Annotated in this window: 24 protein-coding genes; 17 read left to right on the forward strand and 7 right to left on the reverse strand. The window is 63.3% G+C overall.

The window, feature by feature from the left end; translation table 11 throughout:
* Positions 1–39 precede the first annotated feature (39 nt).
* Positions 40–852 carry a DUF4377 domain-containing protein gene (locus AB3X95_RS13785; protein WP_176125912.1) on the forward strand — a complete coding sequence of 271 codons (813 nt, stop codon included), beginning with the start codon at positions 40–42 and terminating at the stop codon, positions 850–852.
* Between the two features lie 58 nt (positions 853–910).
* Here AB3X95_RS13785 and AB3X95_RS13790 read toward each other — a convergent pair whose 3' ends face one another.
* Positions 911–1,201, reverse strand: a complete 291-nt coding sequence (locus AB3X95_RS13790) for a hypothetical protein (RefSeq protein WP_176106638.1) — start codon at positions 1,199–1,201, stop codon at positions 911–913.
* A gap of 110 nt (positions 1,202–1,311) precedes the next feature.
* Here AB3X95_RS13790 and AB3X95_RS13795 point away from each other — a divergent pair, with 110 nt between their 5' ends.
* Positions 1,312–2,277, forward strand: coding sequence for a GlxA family transcriptional regulator (locus tag AB3X95_RS13795; protein WP_176369154.1), 966 nt, complete (start codon positions 1,312–1,314; stop codon positions 2,275–2,277).
* Positions 2,278–2,281: 4 nt separating this feature from the next.
* Here AB3X95_RS13795 and AB3X95_RS13800 read toward each other — a convergent pair whose 3' ends face one another.
* Genes AB3X95_RS13800 through AB3X95_RS13815 form a run of 4 tightly spaced genes read right to left on the reverse strand, consistent with a single transcriptional unit; the run spans position 2,282 to position 6,403 of the window.
* Positions 2,282–3,025 carry a TonB family protein gene (locus AB3X95_RS13800; RefSeq protein WP_368621600.1) on the reverse strand — a complete coding sequence of 248 codons (744 nt, stop codon included), beginning with the start codon at positions 3,023–3,025 and terminating at the stop codon, positions 2,282–2,284.
* A complete protein-coding gene (locus tag AB3X95_RS13805) occupies positions 3,018–3,416 on the reverse strand; it encodes a biopolymer transporter ExbD (protein WP_176106635.1) in 399 nt (132 codons plus the stop codon). The genes AB3X95_RS13800 and AB3X95_RS13805 overlap by 8 nt, the downstream gene beginning before the upstream one ends.
* On the reverse strand, positions 3,413–4,036 hold the full coding sequence (locus tag AB3X95_RS13810; protein ID WP_176369155.1) for a MotA/TolQ/ExbB proton channel family protein: 624 nt from the start codon (positions 4,034–4,036) through the stop codon (positions 3,413–3,415). Before AB3X95_RS13810 ends, AB3X95_RS13805 begins: the two co-directional genes overlap by 4 nt.
* A gap of 21 nt (positions 4,037–4,057) precedes the next feature.
* Positions 4,058–6,403, reverse strand: a complete 2,346-nt coding sequence (locus tag AB3X95_RS13815) for a TonB-dependent receptor (protein ID WP_368621601.1) — start codon at positions 6,401–6,403, stop codon at positions 4,058–4,060.
* A 422-nt stretch (positions 6,404–6,825) separates the two neighbouring features.
* Between AB3X95_RS13815 and AB3X95_RS13820 the strand changes: the two genes are divergently transcribed.
* The 9 genes from AB3X95_RS13820 to AB3X95_RS13860 all read left to right on the forward strand — a co-directional run bounded on the left by AB3X95_RS13820 (position 6,826) and on the right by AB3X95_RS13860 (position 14,590).
* Complete coding sequence (locus AB3X95_RS13820) at positions 6,826–7,248, forward strand: MarR family winged helix-turn-helix transcriptional regulator (protein ID WP_176106632.1); 423 nt, start codon at positions 6,826–6,828, stop codon at positions 7,246–7,248.
* A gap of 83 nt (positions 7,249–7,331) precedes the next feature.
* Positions 7,332–7,754, forward strand: a complete 423-nt coding sequence (locus AB3X95_RS13825) for a MarR family winged helix-turn-helix transcriptional regulator (RefSeq protein ID WP_368621602.1) — start codon at positions 7,332–7,334, stop codon at positions 7,752–7,754.
* Between the two features lie 79 nt (positions 7,755–7,833).
* Positions 7,834–8,934 carry an HlyD family secretion protein gene (locus AB3X95_RS13830; protein ID WP_368621603.1) on the forward strand — a complete coding sequence of 367 codons (1,101 nt, stop codon included), beginning with the start codon at positions 7,834–7,836 and terminating at the stop codon, positions 8,932–8,934.
* Between the two features lie 7 nt (positions 8,935–8,941).
* On the forward strand, positions 8,942–10,513 hold the full coding sequence (locus tag AB3X95_RS13835) for a DHA2 family efflux MFS transporter permease subunit (protein WP_184225162.1): 1,572 nt from the start codon (positions 8,942–8,944) through the stop codon (positions 10,511–10,513).
* Positions 10,514–10,522: 9 nt separating this feature from the next.
* Positions 10,523–11,944: an efflux transporter outer membrane subunit gene (locus AB3X95_RS13840; protein ID WP_368621604.1), complete on the forward strand. Its 1,422-nt coding sequence runs from the start codon at positions 10,523–10,525 to the stop codon at positions 11,942–11,944.
* A 333-nt stretch (positions 11,945–12,277) separates the two neighbouring features.
* Positions 12,278–12,757, forward strand: coding sequence for a DUF2778 domain-containing protein (locus AB3X95_RS13845; RefSeq protein WP_184225160.1), 480 nt, complete (start codon positions 12,278–12,280; stop codon positions 12,755–12,757).
* Positions 12,754–13,056, forward strand: coding sequence for a hypothetical protein (locus AB3X95_RS13850; protein WP_176369710.1), 303 nt, complete (start codon positions 12,754–12,756; stop codon positions 13,054–13,056). The genes AB3X95_RS13845 and AB3X95_RS13850 overlap by 4 nt, the downstream gene beginning before the upstream one ends.
* A 210-nt stretch (positions 13,057–13,266) precedes the next feature.
* On the forward strand, positions 13,267–14,202 hold the full coding sequence (gene panE, locus AB3X95_RS13855; protein ID WP_368621605.1) for a 2-dehydropantoate 2-reductase: 936 nt from the start codon (positions 13,267–13,269) through the stop codon (positions 14,200–14,202).
* An 88-nt stretch (positions 14,203–14,290) separates the two neighbouring features.
* The gene (locus AB3X95_RS13860; protein WP_176106626.1) at positions 14,291–14,590 is read left to right on the forward strand and encodes a hypothetical protein; all 300 of its coding nucleotides are present in this window, start codon (positions 14,291–14,293) and stop codon (positions 14,588–14,590) included.
* A gap of 21 nt (positions 14,591–14,611) precedes the next feature.
* Here the strand turns inward: AB3X95_RS13860 and AB3X95_RS13865 are convergent, their stop codons facing one another.
* Positions 14,612–15,049 (reverse strand): carboxymuconolactone decarboxylase family protein, encoded by a 438-nt coding sequence (locus tag AB3X95_RS13865; protein WP_368621606.1) that lies wholly within the window; start codon positions 15,047–15,049, stop codon positions 14,612–14,614.
* 118 nt (positions 15,050–15,167) lie between these two features.
* Here AB3X95_RS13865 and AB3X95_RS13870 point away from each other — a divergent pair, with 118 nt between their 5' ends.
* The 6 genes from AB3X95_RS13870 (at position 15,168) to AB3X95_RS13895 (ending at position 22,177) form a co-directional block, all read left to right on the forward strand.
* Positions 15,168–16,655, forward strand: a complete 1,488-nt coding sequence (locus tag AB3X95_RS13870) for a PLP-dependent aminotransferase family protein (RefSeq protein WP_368621607.1) — start codon at positions 15,168–15,170, stop codon at positions 16,653–16,655.
* Positions 16,656–17,030: 375 nt separating this feature from the next.
* Complete coding sequence (locus AB3X95_RS13875; RefSeq protein WP_013092256.1) at positions 17,031–17,483, forward strand: HU family DNA-binding protein; 453 nt, start codon at positions 17,031–17,033, stop codon at positions 17,481–17,483.
* 412 nt (positions 17,484–17,895) lie between these two features.
* Positions 17,896–19,305: a circularly permuted type 2 ATP-grasp protein gene (locus AB3X95_RS13880; RefSeq protein ID WP_176120134.1), complete on the forward strand. Its 1,410-nt coding sequence runs from the start codon at positions 17,896–17,898 to the stop codon at positions 19,303–19,305.
* 117 nt (positions 19,306–19,422) lie between these two features.
* Entirely contained in the window at positions 19,423–20,373 is a 951-nt protein-coding gene (locus AB3X95_RS13885) for an alpha-E domain-containing protein (protein ID WP_176106622.1), read from the forward strand.
* 12 nt (positions 20,374–20,385) lie between these two features.
* On the forward strand, positions 20,386–21,186 hold the full coding sequence (locus AB3X95_RS13890; RefSeq protein WP_176120136.1) for a transglutaminase family protein: 801 nt from the start codon (positions 20,386–20,388) through the stop codon (positions 21,184–21,186).
* 118 nt (positions 21,187–21,304) lie between these two features.
* The gene (locus tag AB3X95_RS13895; protein ID WP_368621608.1) at positions 21,305–22,177 is read left to right on the forward strand and encodes a peptidase; all 873 of its coding nucleotides are present in this window, start codon (positions 21,305–21,307) and stop codon (positions 22,175–22,177) included.
* A gap of 146 nt (positions 22,178–22,323) precedes the next feature.
* Here AB3X95_RS13895 and AB3X95_RS13900 read toward each other — a convergent pair whose 3' ends face one another.
* Positions 22,324–23,517 (reverse strand): porin, encoded by a 1,194-nt coding sequence (locus tag AB3X95_RS13900; RefSeq protein ID WP_176369716.1) that lies wholly within the window; start codon positions 23,515–23,517, stop codon positions 22,324–22,326.
* Positions 23,518–23,728: the final 211 nt, after the last annotated feature.

The raw sequence follows: 23,728 nt of genomic DNA on the forward strand, positions 1-23,728 counted from the left end.
AACGCCCGGAACAACCACTGAACTCACCGAGGTGCCGACGTGAAATACCGCATGCTCCTGCTGCCGCTCGTTCTCGCCGCCTGCGCGCAGACACCCGAAGTGACAGCGCCGGCTCCCGCGGCGACCACGGCCGCGGCGAACCCGGCGGCGCCGACCGGCACCGATCAGCTGACCCGCTACCACTGGCAGCTGAGCAACGCGATCGACAGCCACGGCAACCGCATCGATGCGCTGTTCGCCCGCCCGGACAAACCGGTGCAACTGGACTTCAGTCCGTATCGGATCACCGTCGTCAATAGCTGCAACAACATGGGAGCGGGTTACACGGTGCGGAAGGGATATCTGCAGATCGGCCCGATGGTCACCACGATGATGGCCTGCAACGACCCCGCGCTTGCCGCACTCGACGATGCGATCTCGCAGCGAGTGCGCGGCAGCGTCAACGTGAACCTGCTCGCGCGCGACAACGGGCCGCGCCTGCAACTCGTCACGGATAACGGCGATACGCTGAGCTTTACCGGCGTGCCGACGGCCGAGACGCGCTACGGCGGCCCCGGTCAAATTGCGTTCCTGGAGGTGGCGCCGCAGTCGGTGCCGTGCACCCATCCGTTGATGCCGGACGGGCAATGCCTGCTCGTGCGCGAACGCTTCTTCGACGAGCAGGGGCTGGCCACCGGCACGCCCGGTCCGTGGCAGCCGTTCAATCAGAATATCGAAGGCTATACGCACACGCCGGGCATCCGTAACGTGGTGCGCGTCAAGCGTTTTACGATCAGGAACCCGCCTGCCGACGGGCCGTCGGTGGCTTATGTACTGGACCTCGTGGTTGAATCGGAGAAGGTCGGGCAATGATGCTTCTGCGAGCGTACCACCGGCCAGGCCGGCGGCACCGTTCATCCCGCCAGCAACATCAACCCTTCTGAATCAGCCGCCCGAGCGGCGCGAGCGGTCCCACCGGCAAATACTCATACTTCATCAGCCCGTCGGCCACGAGCGGCAACGCGTCGAGTATCGACCTGGCCTCGTCGACCGATGCGACGTTCATCAGGAAGATCGGCCCGGCCTTGTCGCGGAACCAGAACTGCTCGATCTTGCCGTCCAGATAGAACTGCAGAGTGGCCGGCACCTCGTGAGGCAAATGCTGCTGCAGCTTGTCCGGGGTGAGGGTCGGTTGTGCGGATGCGATGGCGAAAACTTTCATCAGTGACCTCCTTGGTCTACGTTCGTTGCGATGTACAACGGAGTTCACTGTAGCCCTCGGCCGGAAAAAGCTGTATCGTCGCAAATGACAACTTTAGGGTCATTTACGCCATGCGCATCGCGATCCTCGCCCTGCAGGGGCTGTTCGACACCGGCCTCACCGTCATGCTCGACGCGTTCTCGCTCGCCAACCGGTTCGCGGCCGCGAAAATGGGCGGGCGGCCGCACTTCGATCTGTCGATCGTCGGCGTGCGCAGGAAGGTCCAGTCGGGGCAGGGGTTCGCCATCCCCGTGCAAGCGATCACCGCCGACCTGAGACCGGACTGGGTGATCATTCCCGCGCTCGGCACCGGCACACCGGAGCAACTGGTGCCGGCGCTCGAACGGCCGGACGTGCGCGACGCCACGGAGCAATTGCTCGCGTGGCATGCACAGGGCACGTTGCTCGCCGCGTCGTGCATCGGCACGTTCCTCGTCGCGGAAACCGGACTCCTCGATCATCGCGAAGCGACCACGACCTGGTGGCTGAGTCCATTGTTCCGGCAACGCTATCCGGCGGTGCTGCTCGACGAGTCGCGCATGCTGGTGCCAACGGAGGTCGGGGTGACGGCGGGGGCGGCGATGGGCCATCTCGATCTCGCGCTGTGGCTGATCCGTCGCGCGAGCCCCGAACTGGCCGCGCTCGTGTCGCGCTATCTGCTCGCGGATCTGCGCTCATCGCAGGCACCGTACATCATTCCCAACCACCTGGCGCAGGCCGATCCGCTGATTCAGCGCTTCGAGCGATGGGCGCGCGATCATCTGAAGGAAGGGTTCTCGCTGCAGCACGCGGCGGCCGCACTGGCGACGAGCGCGCGCACGCTGCAGCGTCGTTGCCAGGACGTGCTCGGCAAATCGCCGTTGGCGTACTTTCAGGATCTGCGTGTCGAGCATGCGCAGTCGCTGCTGCATGGCAGCGGCCTCGGCATCGACGCGATCGCGGCCGAGGTCGGTTATGTCGACGGTGCCACGTTACGCACGCTGTTGCGCCAACGACTCGGCAAAGGTGTGCGTGAGCTGCGTGCGGATCTGCGGTGAGGGCTCAGCTGACGTTGAAATGCACGCGGACGTCCTGCGTGCTTTCGACGGGCCGGCCGTCGCGCAGCGCGGGAAAAAAGCGCCAGCGCCGCAACGCGACGAGCAGCAGCTGATTGAGACGCGGGTTCGGTGTTGCCCGAACGAGCTCGACGTCGACCGAGCCATCGGCGTGGATCGTGAAGCGGGCTGTCGCCGTTGTTTGATAGGCCTGTTCGCGCAGATCGTCGGGCAGGGACGGCAATGGTTGCGAAATGGAGCGGGCGGCAGTGTCGGAGCTTGCTGGGGCGCTCGGCGCGGCGTCGTGCTGTGCGGATGATTGCCGAGATCCCGCGGCAGCCGTTTGTTCCGGCCGCTCATCTTGCGGCGGGTTTTGCGCTGGACTTGCAACCGGTGCAGACGGCGTTGCGGTGGCGGCCGTCGTCTGCGTTCGTGGCTCGCCTGGCGCAGGCGGCATCGCGCGACGCATCGAGGTGCGCGATTGGGTCTGCACATGCGTTGGTGCCTGTTTCGCCGGAACCGGGGTAGCAGGTTGCGGCGTGCGGGATTCTGACGCCGCGGGTTCGTCGAGCACGACGACGTGCATATCCAGCGGAGCAGGCGGTGGGACTGGCCGGGCCGGTCTGAGCAATCCGGCAGACAGTGTGACCAGCACCAGCAGCCAGATACCGAGCGCGATCAGAGTCGCGATGGCAGTGCGTAGCGTCCTCGCAGCGCGTCTCTCGAACCAATCGCGGCGACCTTCAATCACGATGCACGGCGATCAGAAAGTGTTCGGCGCCCGCGCGACGCGCCGCGAGCATCGCCTGCACGACCGCGCCGTGACCCGCGTGATCGTCGGCCGCGATCACGACGTTACCGTCCGCGCGCAGCAGGCGCTTTACTTCGGGCTCGATCTGATCCGCGCGAACGACATGGCGATTGACCGAGACCTCGTCGTTGCCGCTCACCGATATCGTCAGCGGCTCGCTCGTGCTGATCGGCTGCGCGTGTCCCGAAGGCAGATTGATTCGCACCGCATCGAGACGCTGCATTGTGAGCGAGGCGAGCATGAAGGTCGCGAGCAGAAAGAACATCACGTCGATCATCGGAATGATTTCAATGCGGCCGCGCCGCGAGGCGCGCGAGCGTTTGAGTTTCATCCTCGCTCTCCGCGCGTCTCGTGCTGCAGGCGCAGTGCGCTGAGTCGCGCGTTGGCGAACAGTTCGAGGTCATCCATCAGACGCTCGAGCCGTCGTGAAAAATAATTGAACGCGAACAGCGCGAAGACCGCGACGATCAATCCAATCGCGGTTGCCACCAGCGACTGCGCGACCCCGCCCGTGACACCGCCCGGATCGACGAGCCCATGGCCGCCGAACAGCTGGAACGATTTCATCATCCCGACGATCGTGCCGAGCAGACCGAGCAGCGGCGCCGCCGTGACGATCGTTTCGAGCAGCCACAGACCTCGCCCCATGTCGCGCTCGATCTGCGACGCGATCGATTGCGCCGACGCCTCGCGCAGCCACAGCGGCGCATTCGTTTCTGGCTGCCACGGCGCGGCCATGCGCCGAAACGCGTGGTACGGGGCGAGGCCGTTGAGCCGGTGGTCATCGGCTGACGCGGGTTGCAGAAGACGCGCCGGTGCGCGTGCGAAGCGGGCAAACACATAGGCCCGCTCGATGATGATCGTCAACGCGAGCACGCCGAGCACGCTGAGCGGATACATGATCCATCCGCCAGTACGCATCGCCGCGATAAACCCTGTCCATTCCTGCATGATGGTTCTCCTAACGGTCGTTCAGAAGTACTTCGTCACGCCCGCATAGACGGCGAAATGCGGACCGTACTGCGGCGCGCCGACGCCGATGCCCGAACCGTCGCGCAACTGGTAAACGCGGTTGAACGCGTTGATGAGCACCAACCGCGCATCGAACTTGCCGATCATTGGCTCGTTGAAGTGCTGGATCGCGCCGAGGTTGAACTGCGCATAGACGGGCAGGCGGTCGGTATTCGCAAAGCCGCTGCGCAGGCCGGAGCCGACAATGCCGTCGAACGTGAAGGTGGTTTGGTGGAAGTCGTATGCCGCGCCGAACGATGCCGTCACGCGCTGGTCGTGATCGAGAAACACCCAGTGGTTCGAGATGAATGCCAGCTCGTCCGCGTCGAAGTTGAACTGCGCGGAGTTGATGTTCTTACCTTGCGCGCGGCTATAGGCGAGGTTCAGATACGCGGAGAGATTGTCCTGTTTGTAGTTGACGGTGAATTCCACACCATACGTTTTGCCGTATTGATAGTTGAACGGCGTGAAGATCAGCGCGGAGCCGAACTGTCCTTCGTCGAGCAGGTCGGTCGATTTCTTGTAGTACGCGTCGAGTCCTATCGTGACGGAAGGGCCGAGCTTCTGCGTGATGCCGAGATCGAAGTAGTGGCTGCGTTCCGGCTGTACGGGATCGTTCTGGGTTGTCGGACTCTGATTCGTCGTGCCGTCGAACTTCGATATCGTCGAGCCGGACACGAGTTCGAATGGCGGTGGCGTGAAGTAGCGCGCGTAGCCGGCGTGCAGCGTAGTCGACGGCGTGAGCGTGTAGACGAGGCCAACGCGCGGACTCAACTGGCTCGCGCTCGTGTACTCGTCCATGCGGTCGTAGCGCAAGCCATAGTTCAGCGTGAGCCGATCGGTCAGCTTCCATTCGTCCTGGGCGTACAGGCTGTACAGATAGCCGGTCTTGCTGCTGCTGTCCTTGATGTTGAAGGGTACGTCAGAAAGCTGGTTGCCGTCCGCATCGGCTGGGAAAACCGACACGCTGTTGTCGAATACCGCGTGCTCCTGCTGCAAGAAGGCACCCGCGCGAACCGTGTGACTTTCGTTGATTCGCCAGGTCGTGTCGACCTGCACACCATTGGCCGTGTTGCTATGAAAGTCCTCCGATGCCACGCCGTTGAACATCAGGTCGCCGATCGGATCGGGATTGAACTTCGTGCGCGTATAGCGCGTGAAGAAGGCGACCTGGTAGTCGAGCGCGCCGCCGTTGGTGCCCTGAAGCGCCAGCGCCGCGAAGTTGTTCAGCTCCGATTGCGTTTCGTTAAGTTGCGACGAATCGAACGTGGTGTGGTCGGCGAGCGCGAAGTTCGGCGTCAACCCCGGCGTGTTCGGAATCTCGAACTGGTTGCTGGTCGCGCCGAACAGCAGACTCACGCGCGTGAGCGGGTTGATCAGATACGACAGATAGCCGAACGCATTGCCCTCGCGCGTGTGATCGTGAATCGCATTGGCGCTTGCAGTCGGATTCTGGATGCCGAGATTGTTCATGCCGAGCGAGCCGCTCAGGTAGTAGCTGAACGGTCCCTCGCTGCCGAACACGTCGGCACTCGTTCTGACGGTCTGATGGCTGCCGCCGAATACGTCGATGGAGCCGCCGTTGCCTGCGTCACCCGATTTGGTGCGGATGTCGACGATTCCAGCCGTGCGGTAGCCGTATTGCGCGGGCAGGGCGCCCGTCAGCAGGTTCATCTGATCGATGATGCGCGTGTCGAGCGACTGGCCGAAGCCGCTGATCGGTTCCGGAATAGTGATGCCGTTGATCCGGTATTGCAGATTGGCGTGCTCGCCGCGCACGTGCACCTGGCCATACGAGTCGTTGGCGACGCCGGGCGCTTGCAGCAACACCTGATTGAGCGGCGTGTTCGCGCCCGCCGGCATCGTGTCGATATCGGCCTGAGTGAAGCGGTAGACACTGCTGCCTGTCTCGGGCAGCAAGCCGTTGCGCACGGCGTTCAGACGTCGTGCGTTGACCTGCACGTCGAGTGTGTCGCTCTTTTGCAGTTGCACGCTGACGCTCGCCGGGGCGCCGGACTGGGTCGTCGCGATGCTGCTGCCGCTCGCAAAGCCGGTAGCGGTGACGACGACCGCATACGTGCCGGGTGCCACCCCGTCGATCGAGAAATGGCCCGACGTGTCCGAGCTGGACATGTTGACGGAGGCGCCGCTCGCGTCCTGTATCTCGACTTTCGCGTGAGCGACGGGATGTCCCAGAGGATCGGAGACAGTGCCCATCAGTACGGCGGTGCCCGGCGCGCCCCATGCGCCCGAGACGACGGCACAGAACACGATCGCCGCCTGCGCGGTCGTTGTGCGTTTTTTCATTGTTGTTGCTCGCTCTATGGACGATGCGATTGATGAATCGAAAGTGTTCGGCAATAGCTCACCCACCTCGCCCCTGGCTGGCAAGGGAAGGACAGGCGAACTGGAGGTGGACGACGGGCGACGGCAAGCCCGTCGATCAATCAGAACGACGTTTCGATGGGAACGGGAGGCAACTTGGTCATAAGCGGCGATTGAGTATGGACAGTCCGCTCATAGGTCGGACGGATTTTGTTGAGCGTCGCGGTGGGCGCGTCTGAGACGACGACAGCGCCGGAGCACCAATCTCCAGAAATGTTATAACATAACAACTGAGGCTGGCAAGTCGCCAACTCAACGCGCGCCGTCGCGCTGCCAACGAGGCATTTGCCAGCCGCTCACAGAAAAACTTGACACCGTGCATATGCACACATAGACTTGCTTGCATGAACCGCCCAGTCTCCTACGACGAATGCAACTGCTTTGCGCTGCGCCAGGCGGCGCGGCACGTCACGCAAATCTACGAGCGCCATCTCGGCAGCGTGGGGCTGACGGCTGCGCAGTTCACGATCCTGGCAAAGCTCGCGCGCACCCCGAACCTGCCGATGGCGGAGCTCGCGGACGCGATGGTCATGGAGCGCACCACGCTGGTCCGCGCAATGAAGCCGCTGCAGCGCGACGGCCTCGTGCTGGCCGAAGCGGCGGACCACGACAACCGCACGCTGCTGTTCAGCCTGACGGAAAAGGGCGAAACCACCTTCGATCAGGCCTCGGTCGCATGGCGCGCCGCGCAGGACGAATTCGAAAAGAAGTTCGGTCGCGCCCGCGCGAAGACGCTGCGCGCGGAGCTGTTCAGCATCACCGACTAGATCGGCACCGGAACCCGCCTCGGCGGGTTTTATAACGCCGCTTTGTGTGCATATGCACTAACGAACAAAAGGAAGTGCAGCGAATGGAAGCGCTCCTAGACGACGACTGCTTTGCGATCCGCCAGGCCGCACGTCACGTATCGCAGATCTATGATCGGCATCTGTCGAATGTCGGCCTGACCATCACGCAGTTTTCGCTGCTGGGGCGTCTGAAGCGCACCGGCCCGATGACGATGAAGCAGATCGCCGAAGCCATGCGCATGCAGCGCACTACGCTGGTCCGCACGATTCAGCCGCTGCGCCGCGACGGGCTCGTGTCGAGCGAGGCACTGGGCGCGGATGCGCGCACGCTGCTGAGCTCGCTGACACCCGAGGGCGAACAGCGGCTAGCCTCAGCCCGCGCGTACTGGTACGCCGCGCAGGCCGAGTTCGAGCACCGCTTCGGCGTGAAGCGCGCGGCCGCGCTGCGCAGCGAGCTATTTGCCATCACCAAAGATTCGTTTTGACATAAACGCTGAAGGTAGCAGGCCGGCGCACTGCGCCGTTTTTTTCAACCTGAAGAGTGCATACGCACATATCGACATCATGTCCACAACTCCCTCGACCGTCGCGCCCGCGAGCGCGGTACAACCCGCCCGAGCGGCGCGGCGTATCCCGTGGATGCTGCTCGCGATTCTGTCCGTTCTCGTCGTGCTGGCGCTGGCCACGTCGCACTGGTTCTTCGTCGGCCGCTTCATCGAGACGACCGATGATGCCTACGTCGGCGGCGATGTCACGGTGATGGCGCCGAAGGTCAACGGCTTCGTCACCGAGGTGCTGGTGCGCGACAACGAGTTCGTGCACGCGAACCAGGTCCTGGTGCGACTCGACGCCCGCGATTACGACGCGCGTCTCGCGCAGGCCAACGCGGAAGTGGAAAGCGCGCAGGCCGCCGTCACCGAGCTCGAAGCAAAGAAATCGCTGCAGCTCGCGGCGATCAACGAGCAGGCCGCGGAGGTCCGCGCGTCGGGCGCCGAGCTGACGCGCAGCGCGGCCGACCAGATACGCTACCGCGAGCTCGTGAAGGACGACGCGGTGTCAAACCAGGTCGTCGAGAAAGCCGATGCCGATCTGACCAAAGCGCGCGCCGCGGTCGATCGCAGCGGCGCGGCGCTGCTCGCGGCGCAACGCCAGATCGCGGTGCTCGACGCGCAGATCGGCGACGCGAAAGCGCGCATCGCGACCGCGCAGGCCGCGCAGCGCGTCGCCGCGTTGAACGTGGAATACACCACGATCCGCAGTCCGATCGACGGCTATGTCGGCAATCGGACTGCGCGCGTCGGGCTGCTCGCGAACACCGGCGTGTCGCTGCTGACCGTCGTACCCGCGAGCGGCCTGTGGATCGACGCGAACTTCAAGGAAGACCAGCTGCGCAAGATGCGCGCGGGCGACAGCGTCGAGGTCCAGCTCGACGCGTCGAATACTGCGCTGCACGGCGTGGTCGAAAGTCTTGCGCCGGCGACCGGCGCGACTTTCAGCGTATTGCCCGCGGAAAACGCGACCGGCAACTTCACGAAGATCGTGCAGCGCGTGCCGGTGCGCGTGCGCCTCGACGTGCCGAAGAACATGCAAGGCGTGTTGCGTCCCGGCCTCTCCGCGACGGTGAAAGTGCACGTCGATGCGCGCCATCCGGCCGCGCAAGGATGAATCGATCATGACCGAAGTTCTCGACAACCCCGCCGACCAGCCGACCCGCACCAAGGTCTTCGCATTCGCGCTGATGTGCGTGGGTTTTTTCATGGCGACGCTCGATATCCAGATCGTCGCCTCGTCGCTGCGCGATATCGGTGGCGGGCTGTCCGCGAGTCAGGACGAACTGTCGTGGGTGCAGACCTCGTATCTGATCGCGGAGATCATCGTGATTCCGATGTCAGGGTGGCTCACGCGCGTGTTCTCGACGCGGTGGCTCTTCACGTTCTCCGCGTTCGGCTTCACGGTGACGAGCATGCTGTGCGGGCTTGCATGGGACATCAACTCGATGATCCTGTTTCGCGGTCTGCAAGGCGCGCTCGGCGCGGCGATGATCCCGACCGTGTTTACGACCGCATTCGTGCTGTTTCCCGGCAAGCAGCGTCTGATCGCATCGACGACGATCGGCGCGCTCGCGTCGCTGGCACCGACGATCGGCCCGGTGATCGGCGGCTGGATCACGTCGCAATGGTCGTGGCACTGGTTGTTCTATCTGAACCTGGTGCCGGGCGTCGCCGTCACGCTGCTGGTGCCGAAGTACGTGCATATCGACAGGGTCGATCTGTCGCTGCTGAAGAAGGGCGACTACATCGGCATCCTGCTGATGTCGGGTTTTCTCGGCTGCCTCGAATACGTGCTCGAAGAAGGGCCGCGCAAGAACTGGTTCGGCGACGACGTGATCGTGCTGTGCGCGTGGGTCGCGGCGATCTGCGGCTTTCTGTTCCTCGTGCATGCGTTCACCGCGAAGGAACCGATCGTCGATCTACGCGCGCTGGCGCTGCGCAACTTCGGTATCGGCAGTCTGCTGTCGTTCATCACCGGGATCGGGATCTTCTGCACCGTGTTTCTGACGCCGGTGTTTCTTGCCCGCGTGCGCGGCTTCGATTCGTTGCAGATCGGTCTCGCGTTGCTGTCGGTCGGTTGTTTTCAGTTGCTCGCGCTTGGCGCGTACTCGACGCTCGCGCGCTTCGTCGATATGCGCTTGCTGATGGTGTTCGGCCTCGCGCTGTTCGGCATCGGCTGCTATCTGTACGTGCCGTTGACGAACCAATGGGGCTGGCAGCAGTTGCTGATTCCGCAAGCATTGCGCGGAATTGGCCAGCAGTTCTGTATTCCGCCGATCGTGACGATGGCGCTCGGCGCGCTGCCGCCGTCGCGGCTGCGCTCCGCGAGCGGGCTGTTCAATCTGATGCGTAATCTCGGCGGCGCGATCGGCATCGCGGTCAGCAGCACGATGTTGAACGACCGTCTGAATCTTCATTACGAACGGCTCGACGAACATCTGAACGCGGGCCGTCCGGTCGTCGAATCGATCTTGCAGAAGCAGGCCGAGTATCTGTCGGCAGTCGGCGGCAACGTATTGAATGCCGCGAATGCGGGGCTGGCCGAATTGCACGAGGCATTGATGCGCGAAGCGCTGGTGCTCGCGTTCTCCGACGCCTTTCTGGCGGTTGCGCTGTGCTTCGTGGTTGCCTTGCTGAGCGTGCTGTTCTCGCGTCCGTTCGGCAACACCGCGCCCCCGCCCGATGCCCACTAGGAGTCCAACATGAAACGGATGGTGATGAAGTTAGTGGCGGGCGCGGCATTTTTGACGCTCGCGGCCTGCGCGGTGCAACCGGCCACGCACGCGGATTTGCCGCATGCGGTGCAGACGCTGGCTCCGGCCGCCTGGAGCGTCGACGCACCGCAAGACAGCGTGAACACCGATGCCTGGTGGGCGCAATTCGGCGACCCGGTCATGCATCAGCTGATCGAATCGGTATTGAGCGGCAACCTCGACGTGCAGGCCGCGGCCGAGCGTGTGAAGCAATCGCAGGACTTGGTGACGCAGAATCGCGCGGCTCTGCTGCCGGAGCTGAATGCGAACGCGGGCGCATCGACCCAGCGGCAGAATACGCCGCCGCCGCTCGGCTATGTGCGCCAGGCCGGCTTCGGCCTCGCCGCGAGCTGGACCCCGGACGTGTTCGGCGGCGAACGGCTCGCCGTGCTCGCGTCGCAGGCGCAGGCGTCGGGTAGCGTTGCGGCGCTGAACCAGTTGCGGCTCGCGCTCGCGGCGAACACGGCGGCAGCATATATCGATCTGCGCTGGGCGCAGGCGCAATTGCAGATCCTCGACGACAACGAGCAGATCCGCAGCCGCGCGCTGAAGCTCACGCAGGCGCGTCTGCATTACGGACTGTCGACTCAGCTCGACGTCGCCCGCGCGCAAAATCAGTTGCAGGACTTGCAGGCACAGATTCCGCGCATGCAATCGACGGTCCAGCATCAGCTGAGCCTGATCGCCGTGTATTCGGGGCGTACGCCGGAAAGTCTCGATACGCTGCTGCTTTCCAGCGCGCGCGAGATTCCGGTGCCTGCGCAAAGCGCGCCGCAGGTATTGCCGTCCGACGCGTTGCTGCATCGGCCCGACGTGCGCACCGCTTATGCGCTCGTCGAACAGCGTGCGGCGGAAGTGGGAGTATCGAAAGCCCAGCGCTATCCGCAGTTCAAGATCAACCTGACGAATGGGCTGCTTGCATCGTCGTACCTCGGCATGCCGACGCTGACCGACAATCTGTTCAGCGCCGCGTTGAATGCAACCAGCCCGATCTTCAACGCTGGGCGCATCACCGCGAACATCGACGCGAGCGAGAGCCGCATGCGCGAATCGCAACTCGGCTTGCAACAGACGATGCTGCAGGCGCTGAAGGAAGTCGAAGACAATCGCAGCGATCTCGTCAGCGGCGCGGCGCAGGTGCAGCGCCTCGCCGGTGCGCTCGATGCGTCGAGTCATGCGCTGCGTCTGTCGACCGAGTTGTACAAGGGCGGCGCGTCGAGCTTCCTGGATGTGCTCGACGCGCAGCAAGCGTATCTGCGCGACTCCGAGTCGCTGAATCAGGCCCGGCGCGAGCACGCGCTTTCGGCGATCGCGCTGTACCGGTCGCTGGGGGGCGGGTGGGAGCAGGGGGAAACGGTGGCGGCGCAGTGAAGGCGGCGGGGCGCGTGACGCTGAGGCATCCGTGCGTCAAGTAGGGGATTCACGTGAAAGACTTCTGATGTGACTAGAGCGGTGCATGGTGCATGCATTCGTGTACTCGTTCGAGCGACGCTTGAATGTGACGGATCGTCAAATGTGAGAAGCAAGCGGCCGAAGTCATGTATTCGGCCGGCAAGCGATGGTAAAAGGGTAGTCCTACTCACGATTCAAGGAATCCATAATCATGAAGATAGCCCTGCATCTTTGGTTCAAGTGCGATCGCGGCGCAGACAGTAGTGATTTGATTTATGTGCGCGGACATCAGTGCTGAAGGGGAGAAGAACAATGCCTGTTTTCTGTAGCTTCACGCTCAATAAGCGCGAGATGTCGAGTTTCGATTGTCCTGGATTTGGTAAGGTCGAAGCGTATTCCGGTCGCGGCGTGGGGCGCGATAATCCTGATGCTGCTTCGATGCCCATGGTCGGCGCTATCCCGCGTGGGACCTACTATCTCGTAGATCGCCAATCGGGTGGCCGATTGGGTTGGTTACGCGATCTGAACAACGAGCACTTTGGCAGTACGGACCGAAGGAAATGGTTCATGCTCTGGAATGCTCAAGGCGGCGACAGCACCCTGATTCATGGTGTCCGTCGCGGTAACTTCCGCCTGCACCCTGAGGGCCCGTTGCGCGAAAGCGATGGTTGCATCACCGTACAGAGCGGCGATGACTTCGAGCGGCTACAGCGCTACATCCGCTCACGAAAACCTGATTTGACCATTCCAGGCAGCAACATGAAAGCGTACGGGCGGGTGGAAGTCCGATGAAGCGCATTGCAATCTTTGCTTGGTGTATTGCCGGGTTTGCGTTGTCCTGCTTGGGAGGATTGCATATGACCCGCTTCCTGTTGGCGCATTTCGTCTTCGACATACCGATCTGGCTGTCAATCGCCATTCGACAGGCGCTACTCTGGCTGGACCCCGATTACAGCCCTGACGCGTTGGACGTCGAGGACACATGTACGTTGCTCATGTTCCTCGCATCAACCCTGGTCATTGCGACCGTCATCGCCATTGGCAGCGTCATCGCTTGGCGGCGTTATCGCAAAGCGTCCGTTCCGTCGTAAAACTTGTTGGATTCGCGCGGCGCGCCGGTCTGTTCGGGCTGCTGCGCGCACGCCATGCAACGGGCACCGTGGACCCACGGGCAACGCTCCCCGGAACCGATTCCCAATCTTTGCTACATTCTGCACAAGAAGCACACACGCGGCACTATCGGGATGCGTCCACCAGCGACGCGCATGATCGGCAAACCGAAATCTTTCAAGAGGCTCACGATGCGAATTCTGGTAGTAGGGGCGGGCGCGGTAGGCGGTTATTTCGGCGGACGTCTGGCGGCAGCGGGGCAGGACGTGACCTTCCTCGTCCGCGCCGGTCGCGCGGAAAAGCTGCGGCGCGACGGCCTCGTCATCAACAGCCCACGGGGCAATCTCCAGTTGCGCGACGTGAAGACGATACTGGCCGGTGTCGCCAGCGAGCCGTTCGACCTCGTGCTGCTGAGCTGCAAAGCCTACAGTCTCGATGACGCAATCGATTCGTTCACGCCATTCGTCGGCGAAGAAACGCTGATCCTGCCGATGCTCAACGGCATGCGCCATATCGAGGTGCTGAGCGCGCGCTTCGGCAAGGAGCGCGTGCTCGGCGGCCAGTGTGTGATCGCCGCGACGCTCAATGCGGAACAGCACATCATGCATCTGAACGACATGCAGGCGATTACGTTCGGCGAACTCGTGGGCGGCACCTCGGAGCGCACCCAGGTGATTGCCGATGCGATGTCGGGCGCGAAGTTCGACGTCGCGGTCAGCGACAACATCCTGCTGCGCATGTGGGAGAAATGGGTGTTCCTCGCCACCTTGGCTGGGACTACCTGCTTGATGCGCGGTTCGGTCGGCGATATTCTGGCTGCGCCTGACGGCAAGCGCGTGATCGAGAAGCTGCTCGGCGAATGCCGCGCGGTGGCCGAACTCAACGGCTTCACGATGGACGCGGACTTCGACACGCGCGCCGCCCAGGTGCTGCTGACGCCGTCGCCGCTGACCGCGTCGATGTTGCGCGACGTCGAAAACCGCTCGCACACCGAGGCGGATCATATTCTCGGCGACCTGATCACGCGCGGCGGCGACGCGCAAAAGGGCGAACACGCGTTGTCGCTGCTGCGCATCGCCTATAGTCATCTGAAGACGTACGAAGCGCGCCAGACCCGCACTTCCTGACGGCTCGCCGCGGCCGGCGCGAACGCGGATCGGGCGAACGGCGCGCCGCGCGCGAGCGCCGCCGCAACCTGACGATCGGAGGTCAAGCATGCCGACTCCCACTGGCTCGGTGCCCGCGCTCAGCGCCGCTTCCGCGACCGTGTTCTCGATCGGCATCGTGTTTCTCGGCTACTGGGGCATGTATGAGCCGACCGCCTGGCATAAGGCCGACATCGTGGTCTTCGTGCTCGCGCTGGCCGGCTTCGCATGCCTCGGGCTCGTGCCTTGGATGGCGACGAGTCCCGTCGAGCCGGAGAACAGCGACTCGCGCGTGCGCATCGCGCGGCATCTGTTTCTCACGGGCGTGACCGCGATCTGGCTCGCGGTGGCGGTTTCCGTGATCTTCTGAGGCCCCGCGAAGGCGCGCCGCTTACTCGGGCATCTTCCTGAACGACACCGCAATCCGGTTCCAGCCGTTGATCGCAACGATCAGCAGCGTCAGGTCGCTGATTTCCTGCTCGCTGAAATGCGGCTTCACTGCTTCCCATACCGTATCCGGTACGCGCGTTTGCGCGACCAGCGTCACCGCCTCCGTCCATTCGAGCGCCGCGCGTTCGCGCGCGGTGAAAAACGGCGCTTCGCGCCACGCGGCCACCGTCGCGAGGCGCCGTTCGGTTTCGCCTTGCTTGCGCGCGTCGGTCACGTGCATGTCGAGGCAGAACGCGCAGCCGTTCAGCTGTGACGCGCGAATCCGCACGAGTTCGGCGAGCGTCTTGTCGATCGTGCTCTTGCCGATCGTTTCCTCGAGCGCGAGCATCGCGCGCGTGCCGCTCGGGCTGGCCTTGTAAAAGTCGAGACGTGCTTGCATCAGAGAATCCTCGTGGATGTGCGAGGGGCGTCCAAATGGGCGTCCGTGGAGGTAAGCTTACGTTCGCCACTGGTCTTTCGAAATAACCATTTCGCCGTTATTTGAGGTAACCACCCGAATGGACATTCACATCGCGGTCGAAGGCCATCACGATCTGTCCGGACAGATTTATCGGCAGTTGCGCGCGGGCATTCTCGAAGGGCGTCTCGCCGGCGGCACGCGCCTGCCGTCCACGCGCGATCTCGCGACGCAGCTCGGTGTATCGCGCAAGACTACGCTCGATGTTTTCGAGCGGCTGCTGTCCGAAGGCTATCTGAGCGCCCGCGCCGGTTCGGGCACCTTCGTCGCCGACGGGCTCGAACGGCTGCCCGCCGAGCGCTCCGCGCAGGCGCGCGCGGCGGCTCGTTCGCGCGAGCGCGACGCCGTGCAAGCGAAGGCCGCCGCACGCGCGCAGCCGCTGTGGCAGCAGTTGCCCGACAGTCTGCCGTTGCCGCGGCCGTCGGTGCCGTCGCCGCTCGACTTCATCGGCGGAGCGACCGACAAGACGCTGTTTCCCTTCGACGTCTGGCGCCGCTGCGTGAATCACGCGCTACGCAGCCAGGCGCGCAGCCCCGGCACCTATCGCGAGGCCGCCGGTGAGCAGCAGCTGCGGCTCGCAATTTCGCGCTACCTCGCCTTCAACCGCGCGGTGTCGAGCAACTGGGACGACGTGATCGTCACGCAGGGCGCGCAGCACGCGCTCGATCTGATCGCGCGCATCACGCTGCGGCCCGGCGAAATCGCGGCCATCGAAGACCCCGGCTACCCGCCCGCGCATGCCTGCTTCACGGTGACGGGCGCGCGCGTGGTGCCGGTTCCGGTCGATAGCGAAGGCCTGATCGTCGGCAAGCTGCCGGACAAGGCACGCCTTGTCTACGTGACGCCTTCGCATCAGTTTCCGCTCGGTATGCCGATGAGCCTCGAGCGTCGCGTCGAACTGCTCGAATGGGCGCAAAAACGCGGCGCGGTCATCATCGAGGACGACTACGACTGCGAGTACCGTTTCGAAGGCCGGCCGATGGAGCCGCTGAAGAGCCTCGATCGCGCCGGTCTCGTCGCCTATGTCGGCACGTTTTCGAAGACGATCTTTCCCGAGCTGCGCATCGGCTACCTGGTGCCGCCGGCGTCGTTGCACGGCCCGCTGCTGAAGGCGCGGCAGATCGCTGATTGTCACGGCTGCACGCTGACGCAAACGGCGCTCGCGGCGTTCATGCTCAATGGCGACTTCGCGCGCCATCTGCGGCGCATGCACAAGGCTTATGCGGCGCGCCGCGCGATGCTGATCGAGCATCTGCAAGGCGACCTCGCGCGCTGGTTCGAACCGATCGTGCCGACTGCCGGCATCCATCTGGCGGCGCGGCTGAAGGGGCCGTTGGCGTCGCTCGGCGAAGAGGCGCTCGTCACCGCCGCGCGTGAAGCGTCGATCGGCCTCTATGGACTCGCGCCATTTCACCATCGCGTGATACCGCAGCCTGGGCTGATGTTCGGCTATGGCAGCATCGCGGCCGAGCATATCGACACGGCGCTGACGAAGCTCGCCGGCATCCTGCCGCGCATCGCTCGCTGAACCGGAACTCGGCGCAAGCGCGGCGTAGGCATCGTCGAAGCGTCGGGGTTGCGTTGCTTGACGTGTCAAACGAAGAAAATGCCCTGATTCAAGGGGCGAAAACACCAGCTCGCCTCGCCGCGACCACCTCGAAACCGCCGCCGAAACGAACTGTAACGAGCGTTACTCCTGCCTGTTAAAGACCTTGCCGCGCACGTTTTAGCCGCTAAAACACGTACTAAAACGTGTTGGACCGTTGGCGCCACGCAAAAAACTTCATCGCAATACATAAAAGAGTCGCGCAAATCGCTTTAGCGCTTGTAGAATCCGGCGTTGAAGCGTGCACATACGGTGTGCGCTTCGAGCAATTCACTGACCACAACAGGTAGGAGAAACATGCCGACTTCCGCAAAAAAGGTGGCCAAGAAGGCTGCTGCCCCGGTACCGACCAAGAAGGTTGCTGCAAAGAAAGTCCCTGCGAAGAAAGCCGTCGCAGCCAAGAAGGTCGCCGTGAAGGCGTCTGGCGCACCGACGCCGATCAAGGACACCTTCACGAAGGCCTCGTTGGCAGCTCACATCGCTGAGCGTGCTGCAGTGGAACCGAAGACCGCCAAGGCTGTGCTGGCCGCGCTCGAAGACACGATCCTCGGCACGGTGCATAAGAAAGGCGCTGGCGAATTCACGCTGTCGGGTCTGCTGAAGATCGTCGTGCAGGCTGTGCCGGCGAAGAAGAAGCGCTTCGGCAAGGACCCGTTCACGGGTGAAGAGCGCTGGTTCCCGGCCAAGCCGGCAAGCGTGCGCATCAAGGCACGCGCGCTGAAGAAGCTGAAGGACGCAGCGGCTGCCTAAGCGCGTTGTTCTCACGCTCGGGCGTCGGCATGGCGCGGTTGGGTTTAATCATGCCTGACGTTTGAGTGCGTGAAAAAGCGCCTGCATGCAGGTGATCGAAGTCCCCGTGGATGAGAATCCGCGGGGACTTTTTTTATGCGCTCGCTTCGTAGCGCTCATTGCCTCCATTGGCGAAACGGCGGGTGCGACTCTCATAGTGTGCTCCCTGATGGCGCGCGCGCACCTGACTGGCGCATCATGATCCACGACAGTACGATCAACGCAATTCGACGCCCTGCGGATGCGCCGCTACCGTGCACGTCAACGCGCATCATCACGACATATTCAATGGCATAACGCTTGCTTGATCGAAGGTCGAATACCGAATGCGCAGCGCATTCGCCTTCTATTTGACAACAAGACTGGGGCTGACATGCGATGCTATGACGAGATGCGCTATCACGACGATGGCGTACGGCCGCATTACGCGCGCTTCGAGCGATGGTTGGACAGCCAGGGCAACGAAGCGATCGCACGCAAGCGCGCGGAAGCGGACCTGCTGTTCAGGCGCGTCGGCATCACGTTCGCGGTGAACGGCGACCTGTCCGGCACCGAGCGGCTGATCCCCTTCGATCTGATTCCGCGCATCATCCCGCGCGGCGAATGGCAGACGCTCGAAGCGGGTTTGCGACAGCGCGTGCAGGCTCTCAATCTGTTTATCCACGACGTCTATCACGATCGCAACATCGTGCGCGCGGGCATCGTGCCGGCCGAGCAGGTCTATACCAATGCACAGTATCGTCCGGAGATGCAGGGCGTCGACGTGCCGCTCGGTGTTTACGCGCATATCGCCGGCGTCGACGTGGTGCGCGCCGGCGACGAAGGCGAGTTCTACGTGCTCGAAGACAATCTGCGTGTGCCGTCGGGCGTGTCGTACATGCTCGAAAACCGCAAGATGATGATGCGGCTCTTCCCCGAGCTGTTCGTGCAGAACCGCATCGCCCCAGTCGCGCATTACCCCGATCTGCTGCTCGATACGCTGCGCTCGGTCGCGCCGGAAGGCGTCGACGATCCGGTCGTCGTCGTGCTGACGCCGGGCATGTACAACTCCGCGTACTTCGAGCATACGTTCCTCGCGCAGCAGATGGGCGTCGAACTCGTCGAAGGCAAGGATCTGTTCGTCGACGACAACTACGTGTTCATGCGCACCACCCAGGGACCGAAGCGCGTCGACGTGATCTACCGGCGCGTCGACGACGACTTTCTCGATCCTCTCGCGTTTCGCCCCGACTCCGCGCTTGGCGTGCCGGGTCTGCTGACCGCGTATCGCGCCGGCCGGGTCGCGCTCGCGAATGCGATGGGCACCGGCATCGCCGACGACAAATCGATCTACCCGTACGTGCCAGACATGATCCAGTTCTATCTCGGCGAACAGCCGATTCTGAACAACGTGCCGACCTATCAGTGCCGCAAGCCCGAGGACCTCGCCTATACGCTCGCGCATCTGCCAGAGCTGGTGGTCAAGGAAGTGCACGGCGCGGGCGGCTACGGGATGCTGGTCGGCCCAGCCTCGACGAAGGCCGAGGTCGAGGCCTTCCGCGAGCGGCTGATCGCGCGTCCGGCTGGCTATATCGCGCAGCCCACTCTTGCGCTGTCCGCGTGTCCGACCTTCGTCGAAACAGGCATCGCGCCGCGCCATATCGATCTGCGGCCGTTCGTGCTGTCGGGCAAGACCACCACGATGGTGGCCGGCGGCCTCACGCGCGTCGCGCTGCAGCAGGGCTCGCTCGTCGTCAATTCATCGCAGGGAGGCGGGACCAAGGATACCTGGATGGTCGACTGATGCGCGGCAAGCGGCACGCAATGAGCGTGCGCCGCCGTCGCTCAACGGATAACCAGCGCGGGCTTTCGTCGCTGACGAAGGCCTCGCGCGTTCAGATCACAGACATGGAACGCCGTCATGCTTAGCCGAACCGCCGATCACCTCTTCTGGATGGCCCGCTATATGGAGCGCGCGGAGAATACCGCGCGCATGCTCGACATCAACCTGAAGGCGCAACTGCTGCCACAGACGCCCGAACAGGAGGCTCGCGCGCAGCGCTCGGTGCTGCGCATTTCCGAGCTCGAAAGCGCGTTCGCGCAGCGTTACGACGAACCGACGCGCGATCACGTGCTCGACTTCATGGTCGCCGACGCGAGCAATCCGTCGAGCATTCATTCGTGCCTGCAAGCCGCGCGCGAAAACGCCCGCGCGGTACGCGGCACGCTGACGACCGAGTGGTGGGAAACCATCAACGACACGTGGCTCGAATTCAACGAGCGGCTCGCGAGCGGCCAGGCCGCGGGCAATCCCGGCTCGTTGTTCGAATGGGTCAAGTTCCGCTCGCATCTGTCGCGCGGCGTGACGATCGGCACTGCGTTGCAGGACGACGCGTTCTTTTTCACGCAGCTCGGCACGTATCTGGAGCGCGCCGACAACACCGCACGGATTCTCGATGTGCGTTTCGCGAACGTCGAGCCGAACTCGCGCGACGCCGCGCGCCAGCTCGAGGACTTCTATTACTGGACCTCGATCCTGAGTTCGGTGTCGGCGCTCGAGATCTATCGGAAGGTGTATCGCGACGTCGTGACGCCCGCGCGCGTCGTCGAGCTGATGATCCTCAATCAGCAGATGCCGCGCTCGCTGCTCGCCTCGCTCGACGGCGTGTGCAGCAATCTCGCGATGCTGCGCACGTCGGGCTCGAACCAGTGCGAGCGCTTCGCCGGCAAGCTGCGCGCCGAGCTGCTGTATGCCGACATCCGGCAGATTTTCGAGAGCGGTTTGCATGGCTATCTGACGCAGTTCCTCGCTCGCGTGTTCGAGCTGGGCAATCTGGTGGCGCGTACTTATCTGATGCTGCCAGTGGCCTGACGGAGTTTTCTCATGTACCTGACGATCCGCCACGACACCTCTTACCGCTACGAAGCGACGGTTCATTATTCGATCCAGCAGTTGCGCCTGACGCCCTCGAGCGGCGCCGGGCAGACCGTGCGGCGCTGGAGCATCGACGCGCCGGGCAAGCTCGACGCCACCCTCGACGCCTACGGCAACGTGCTGCATACGCTCGTCATCAACAAGCCGCACGATGAGATTCATCTGCGCGTGTCGGGCGAGGTGGATACGATGCCGCTCGTCGACGGCGTGCTGCGCGATCCGCCCGGTCCGATTCCGCTCGAGCATTTCACCTGCGCGACGCGTCTGACTGAAGCCGATGGCGCGATCCGCGAACTGGCGGAATCGGTGGCGAATCTGGCGAGTCCGGCAAGCCTGATTGCGCTTGCCGAGCAGATCGTGCACCGGGTGCAATACCGGCCCGGCGTGACCGAGGTCACGAGCACGGCCGCCGAGGCGCTCGCGCTCGGCAACGGCGTGTGCCAGGACCATGCGCATCTGATGCTCGCGTGCTGCCGCGCGCGCGGCGTGCCGGCGCGCTACGTCAGCGGTTATATCGAACCCGGCGACGTGCCGCATGGCGCGAGTCATGCATGGGTCGACGTTTGGCTCGAAGACAAGGGCTGGATTTCGCTCGACGTCACGCATGCCGGGTTTGCCAGCGAGATCTATTGCCGGCTCGCGGTCGCGCGCGACTATGAGACGGCGGCACCGGTGCGCGGCCGACGCATCGGCGGGCTCGAAGAGGAGCTGCACGTGGCGGTGGCGGTCAGCACGCAGATGTCGCAGTAGCCGCGTCGCAACGCTAAAGGCTGCGAAAAAGGCCATAAAAAAGGCCGTAAACACCGATAAAGGGCGCCAGTGCGCCGCATTACAATAGCCCGGTTCCCTCGCGTTCTGCGGATTCGTTATGACTTACTGCGTAGCGATGGCCGTCAACGACGGCCTCGTATTCCTGTCCGATACGCGTACCAATGCGGGCGTGGATCACATCAGTACCGCGCGCAAGATGTCGGTGTTCGAGCAGCCCGGTGAACGCGTGCTGGTGCTGCTCGGCGCCGGCAATCTGTCGATCACGCAGGCGGTGCTGCACGAGCTGTCCGAGCCCGCCGATGCCAGCGAGCCGACGCTGTGGAGCGTGCCGACGATGGCCGACGCCGCGCGCGTGGTCGGCAGCGCGGTGCGCCGCGTGCACGAGCGCGAAGCCGCGGCGCTGCAGAAGTTCGGCGTCGACTTCAATTGCAGCTTCATTCTCGGCGGCCAGATCGCGGGCAACCGCATGCGGCTTTTCATGATCTACGCGGCGGGCAATTTCATCGAGGCGTCGGCGGTGAATCCGTACTTTCAGATCGGCGAGGCGAAGTATGGCAAGCCGATCATCGACCGCGTGCTGACGCCGTCCACACCGCTCGACGAGGCCGCGAAGTGCGCGCTGATCTCGATGGACTCGACGCTGCGCTCGAACCTGTCGGTGGGCTTGCCGCTTGATCTGCTGGTGTACGAGAAGGATGCGCTGCGCGTCACGCGATTCGTGTCGATCGATCGCGACAACGCGTACTTCGACATGATTCACCGCACGTGGGGCGAGCGTTTGCGCCAGGTGTTCGCCGAGATTCCCGATCCGGACTGGCAGCAGTCGCTGGATGCGCCGTCGCCGCATCCGGAGCGGGCGCTGGTGCTATATCGCGCGCCGGTCGGCGCCAATGGGGTCGAGCATGAGCAGGACGTGTCGCCCGCGCAAATTCTCGCGCAGGCCGACAAGGGCAAGGCGCAGCGGCGCTAGCTGCGTCGGATTCGCAGCGCGTGTCGCGCTCGTCGAATCACACCAAAACCTCGGGACGAAAAAAAACCAGCCACCGGCATCGCCTGTGGCTGGTTTTTTGGCTACGCAGCTCGTCAGCTGCGTAGCAGGTCCGACTTGAAGTTCGATTAGAACTTGTGACGGATACCCAGGCTGACCATGACCTGGTTGTTGGTGCTCGACTGGTTGCCGTACGAACCGATCGAAGCCGTAGCCGATTGAAGGCCACCACCGGCGCCCGGAATACGCTGTTCGCCGCTGGCGTGCTGCCATGCGCCGACCAGGTAGAAGTCGGTACGCTTCGAGAGGTTGTAATCGCCGCCCAGCGACACCTGGTTATACGTTGCGGACGCGTCGCCGTGACCCTTCGTGTAGGCATAGCCAATACCGACCAGTGCTGCCGGCGTGAGCTGGTAGCCCAAGTACGCGCGACCCACTTCGTACTTCTGAGTCGTTGCGAAGCCCGAGCTCGCGTCCGGCTTGTACTGTGCGTTGCTGTACGACAGGTTACCCGTCCACGGGCCCGTCACGTACTGAACCGCTACCGACGCGATGCCGATCGACTTCGACGCAGCGTAAGCCGCGTTGATGCCGGCGTTGGCCGGGAAATTGGTGTCAAACGTGGCGCCCGGCGCTGCCGTACCTGCCCAGCCGCCTGCAGCCGCACGCGTAGCCGGCGAATTGGCATTGCTTGCGTGCAGGTAGCCAGCAGCGATGCTGAACGGACCCGTTGCATACGTTGCCGCGCCCGACCACGTCTGGCCCGAACCCGTCGCGCCTGCGACGCCGCCCAGAGCATACAGACCTTCGATCTGCAAGCCCGACCAGACCGGCGACACGTACTTCAGCGAGTTGATGACGCGGAAGCTGTTGTCGTTGTTGTCGACGTCGCCCGGCGTAGCGAACGTGCTACCGAAGTAGTTGTCGCCCGTCAGCGGCTGGATCATGTCGACCAGCGGGTCGTACTGACGACCGGCCGTGAACGTGCCCCAAGCGTCGCCCGTCAAACCGACGTAAGCCTGACGACCGAACATCGAGCCGCCTTGCTGCAGCTTGCCGGTGTTGATGTCAAAACCGTTTTCCAACTGGAAAATTGCCTTCAGGCCGCCGCCGAGGTCTTCCGTACCCTTCAGGCCGAAACGGTTACCTTGGAGGTTGCCGCCAAACAATTGAACGAGGCTGCCGCCCTTCGGCGTAGCGTTGTTCACGTACTGGATCGACTCATCCAGCACGCCGTACAGGGTCACGCTGCTTTGCGCGTGTGCGATACCGGCGACGCCCAGGAGCGCCAGCGAGAGGGTAGACAGTGCGATTCGTTTCATCCATTTCTCCACGCAGATGATTGTTCGTTGTTGCGGAAAGCAGAATAGCTCAGCGCATCCGCCGGGTAGAAACGGAAAAAAAAGAGTGTCGCCAAAAACTGACAATCGAGGCAAACCCTTGTATTTAAAGCCATCAACTATTATTTCTATTTGCGCAATATTTATTGGCCTGATGCGCATTATTGTTGATTTGTTGATAGTGACTGGGTGA

Source organism: Paraburkholderia sp. BR13444 (assembly GCF_040948755.1).
GTDB lineage: Bacteria > Pseudomonadota > Gammaproteobacteria > Burkholderiales > Burkholderiaceae > Paraburkholderia > Paraburkholderia youngii.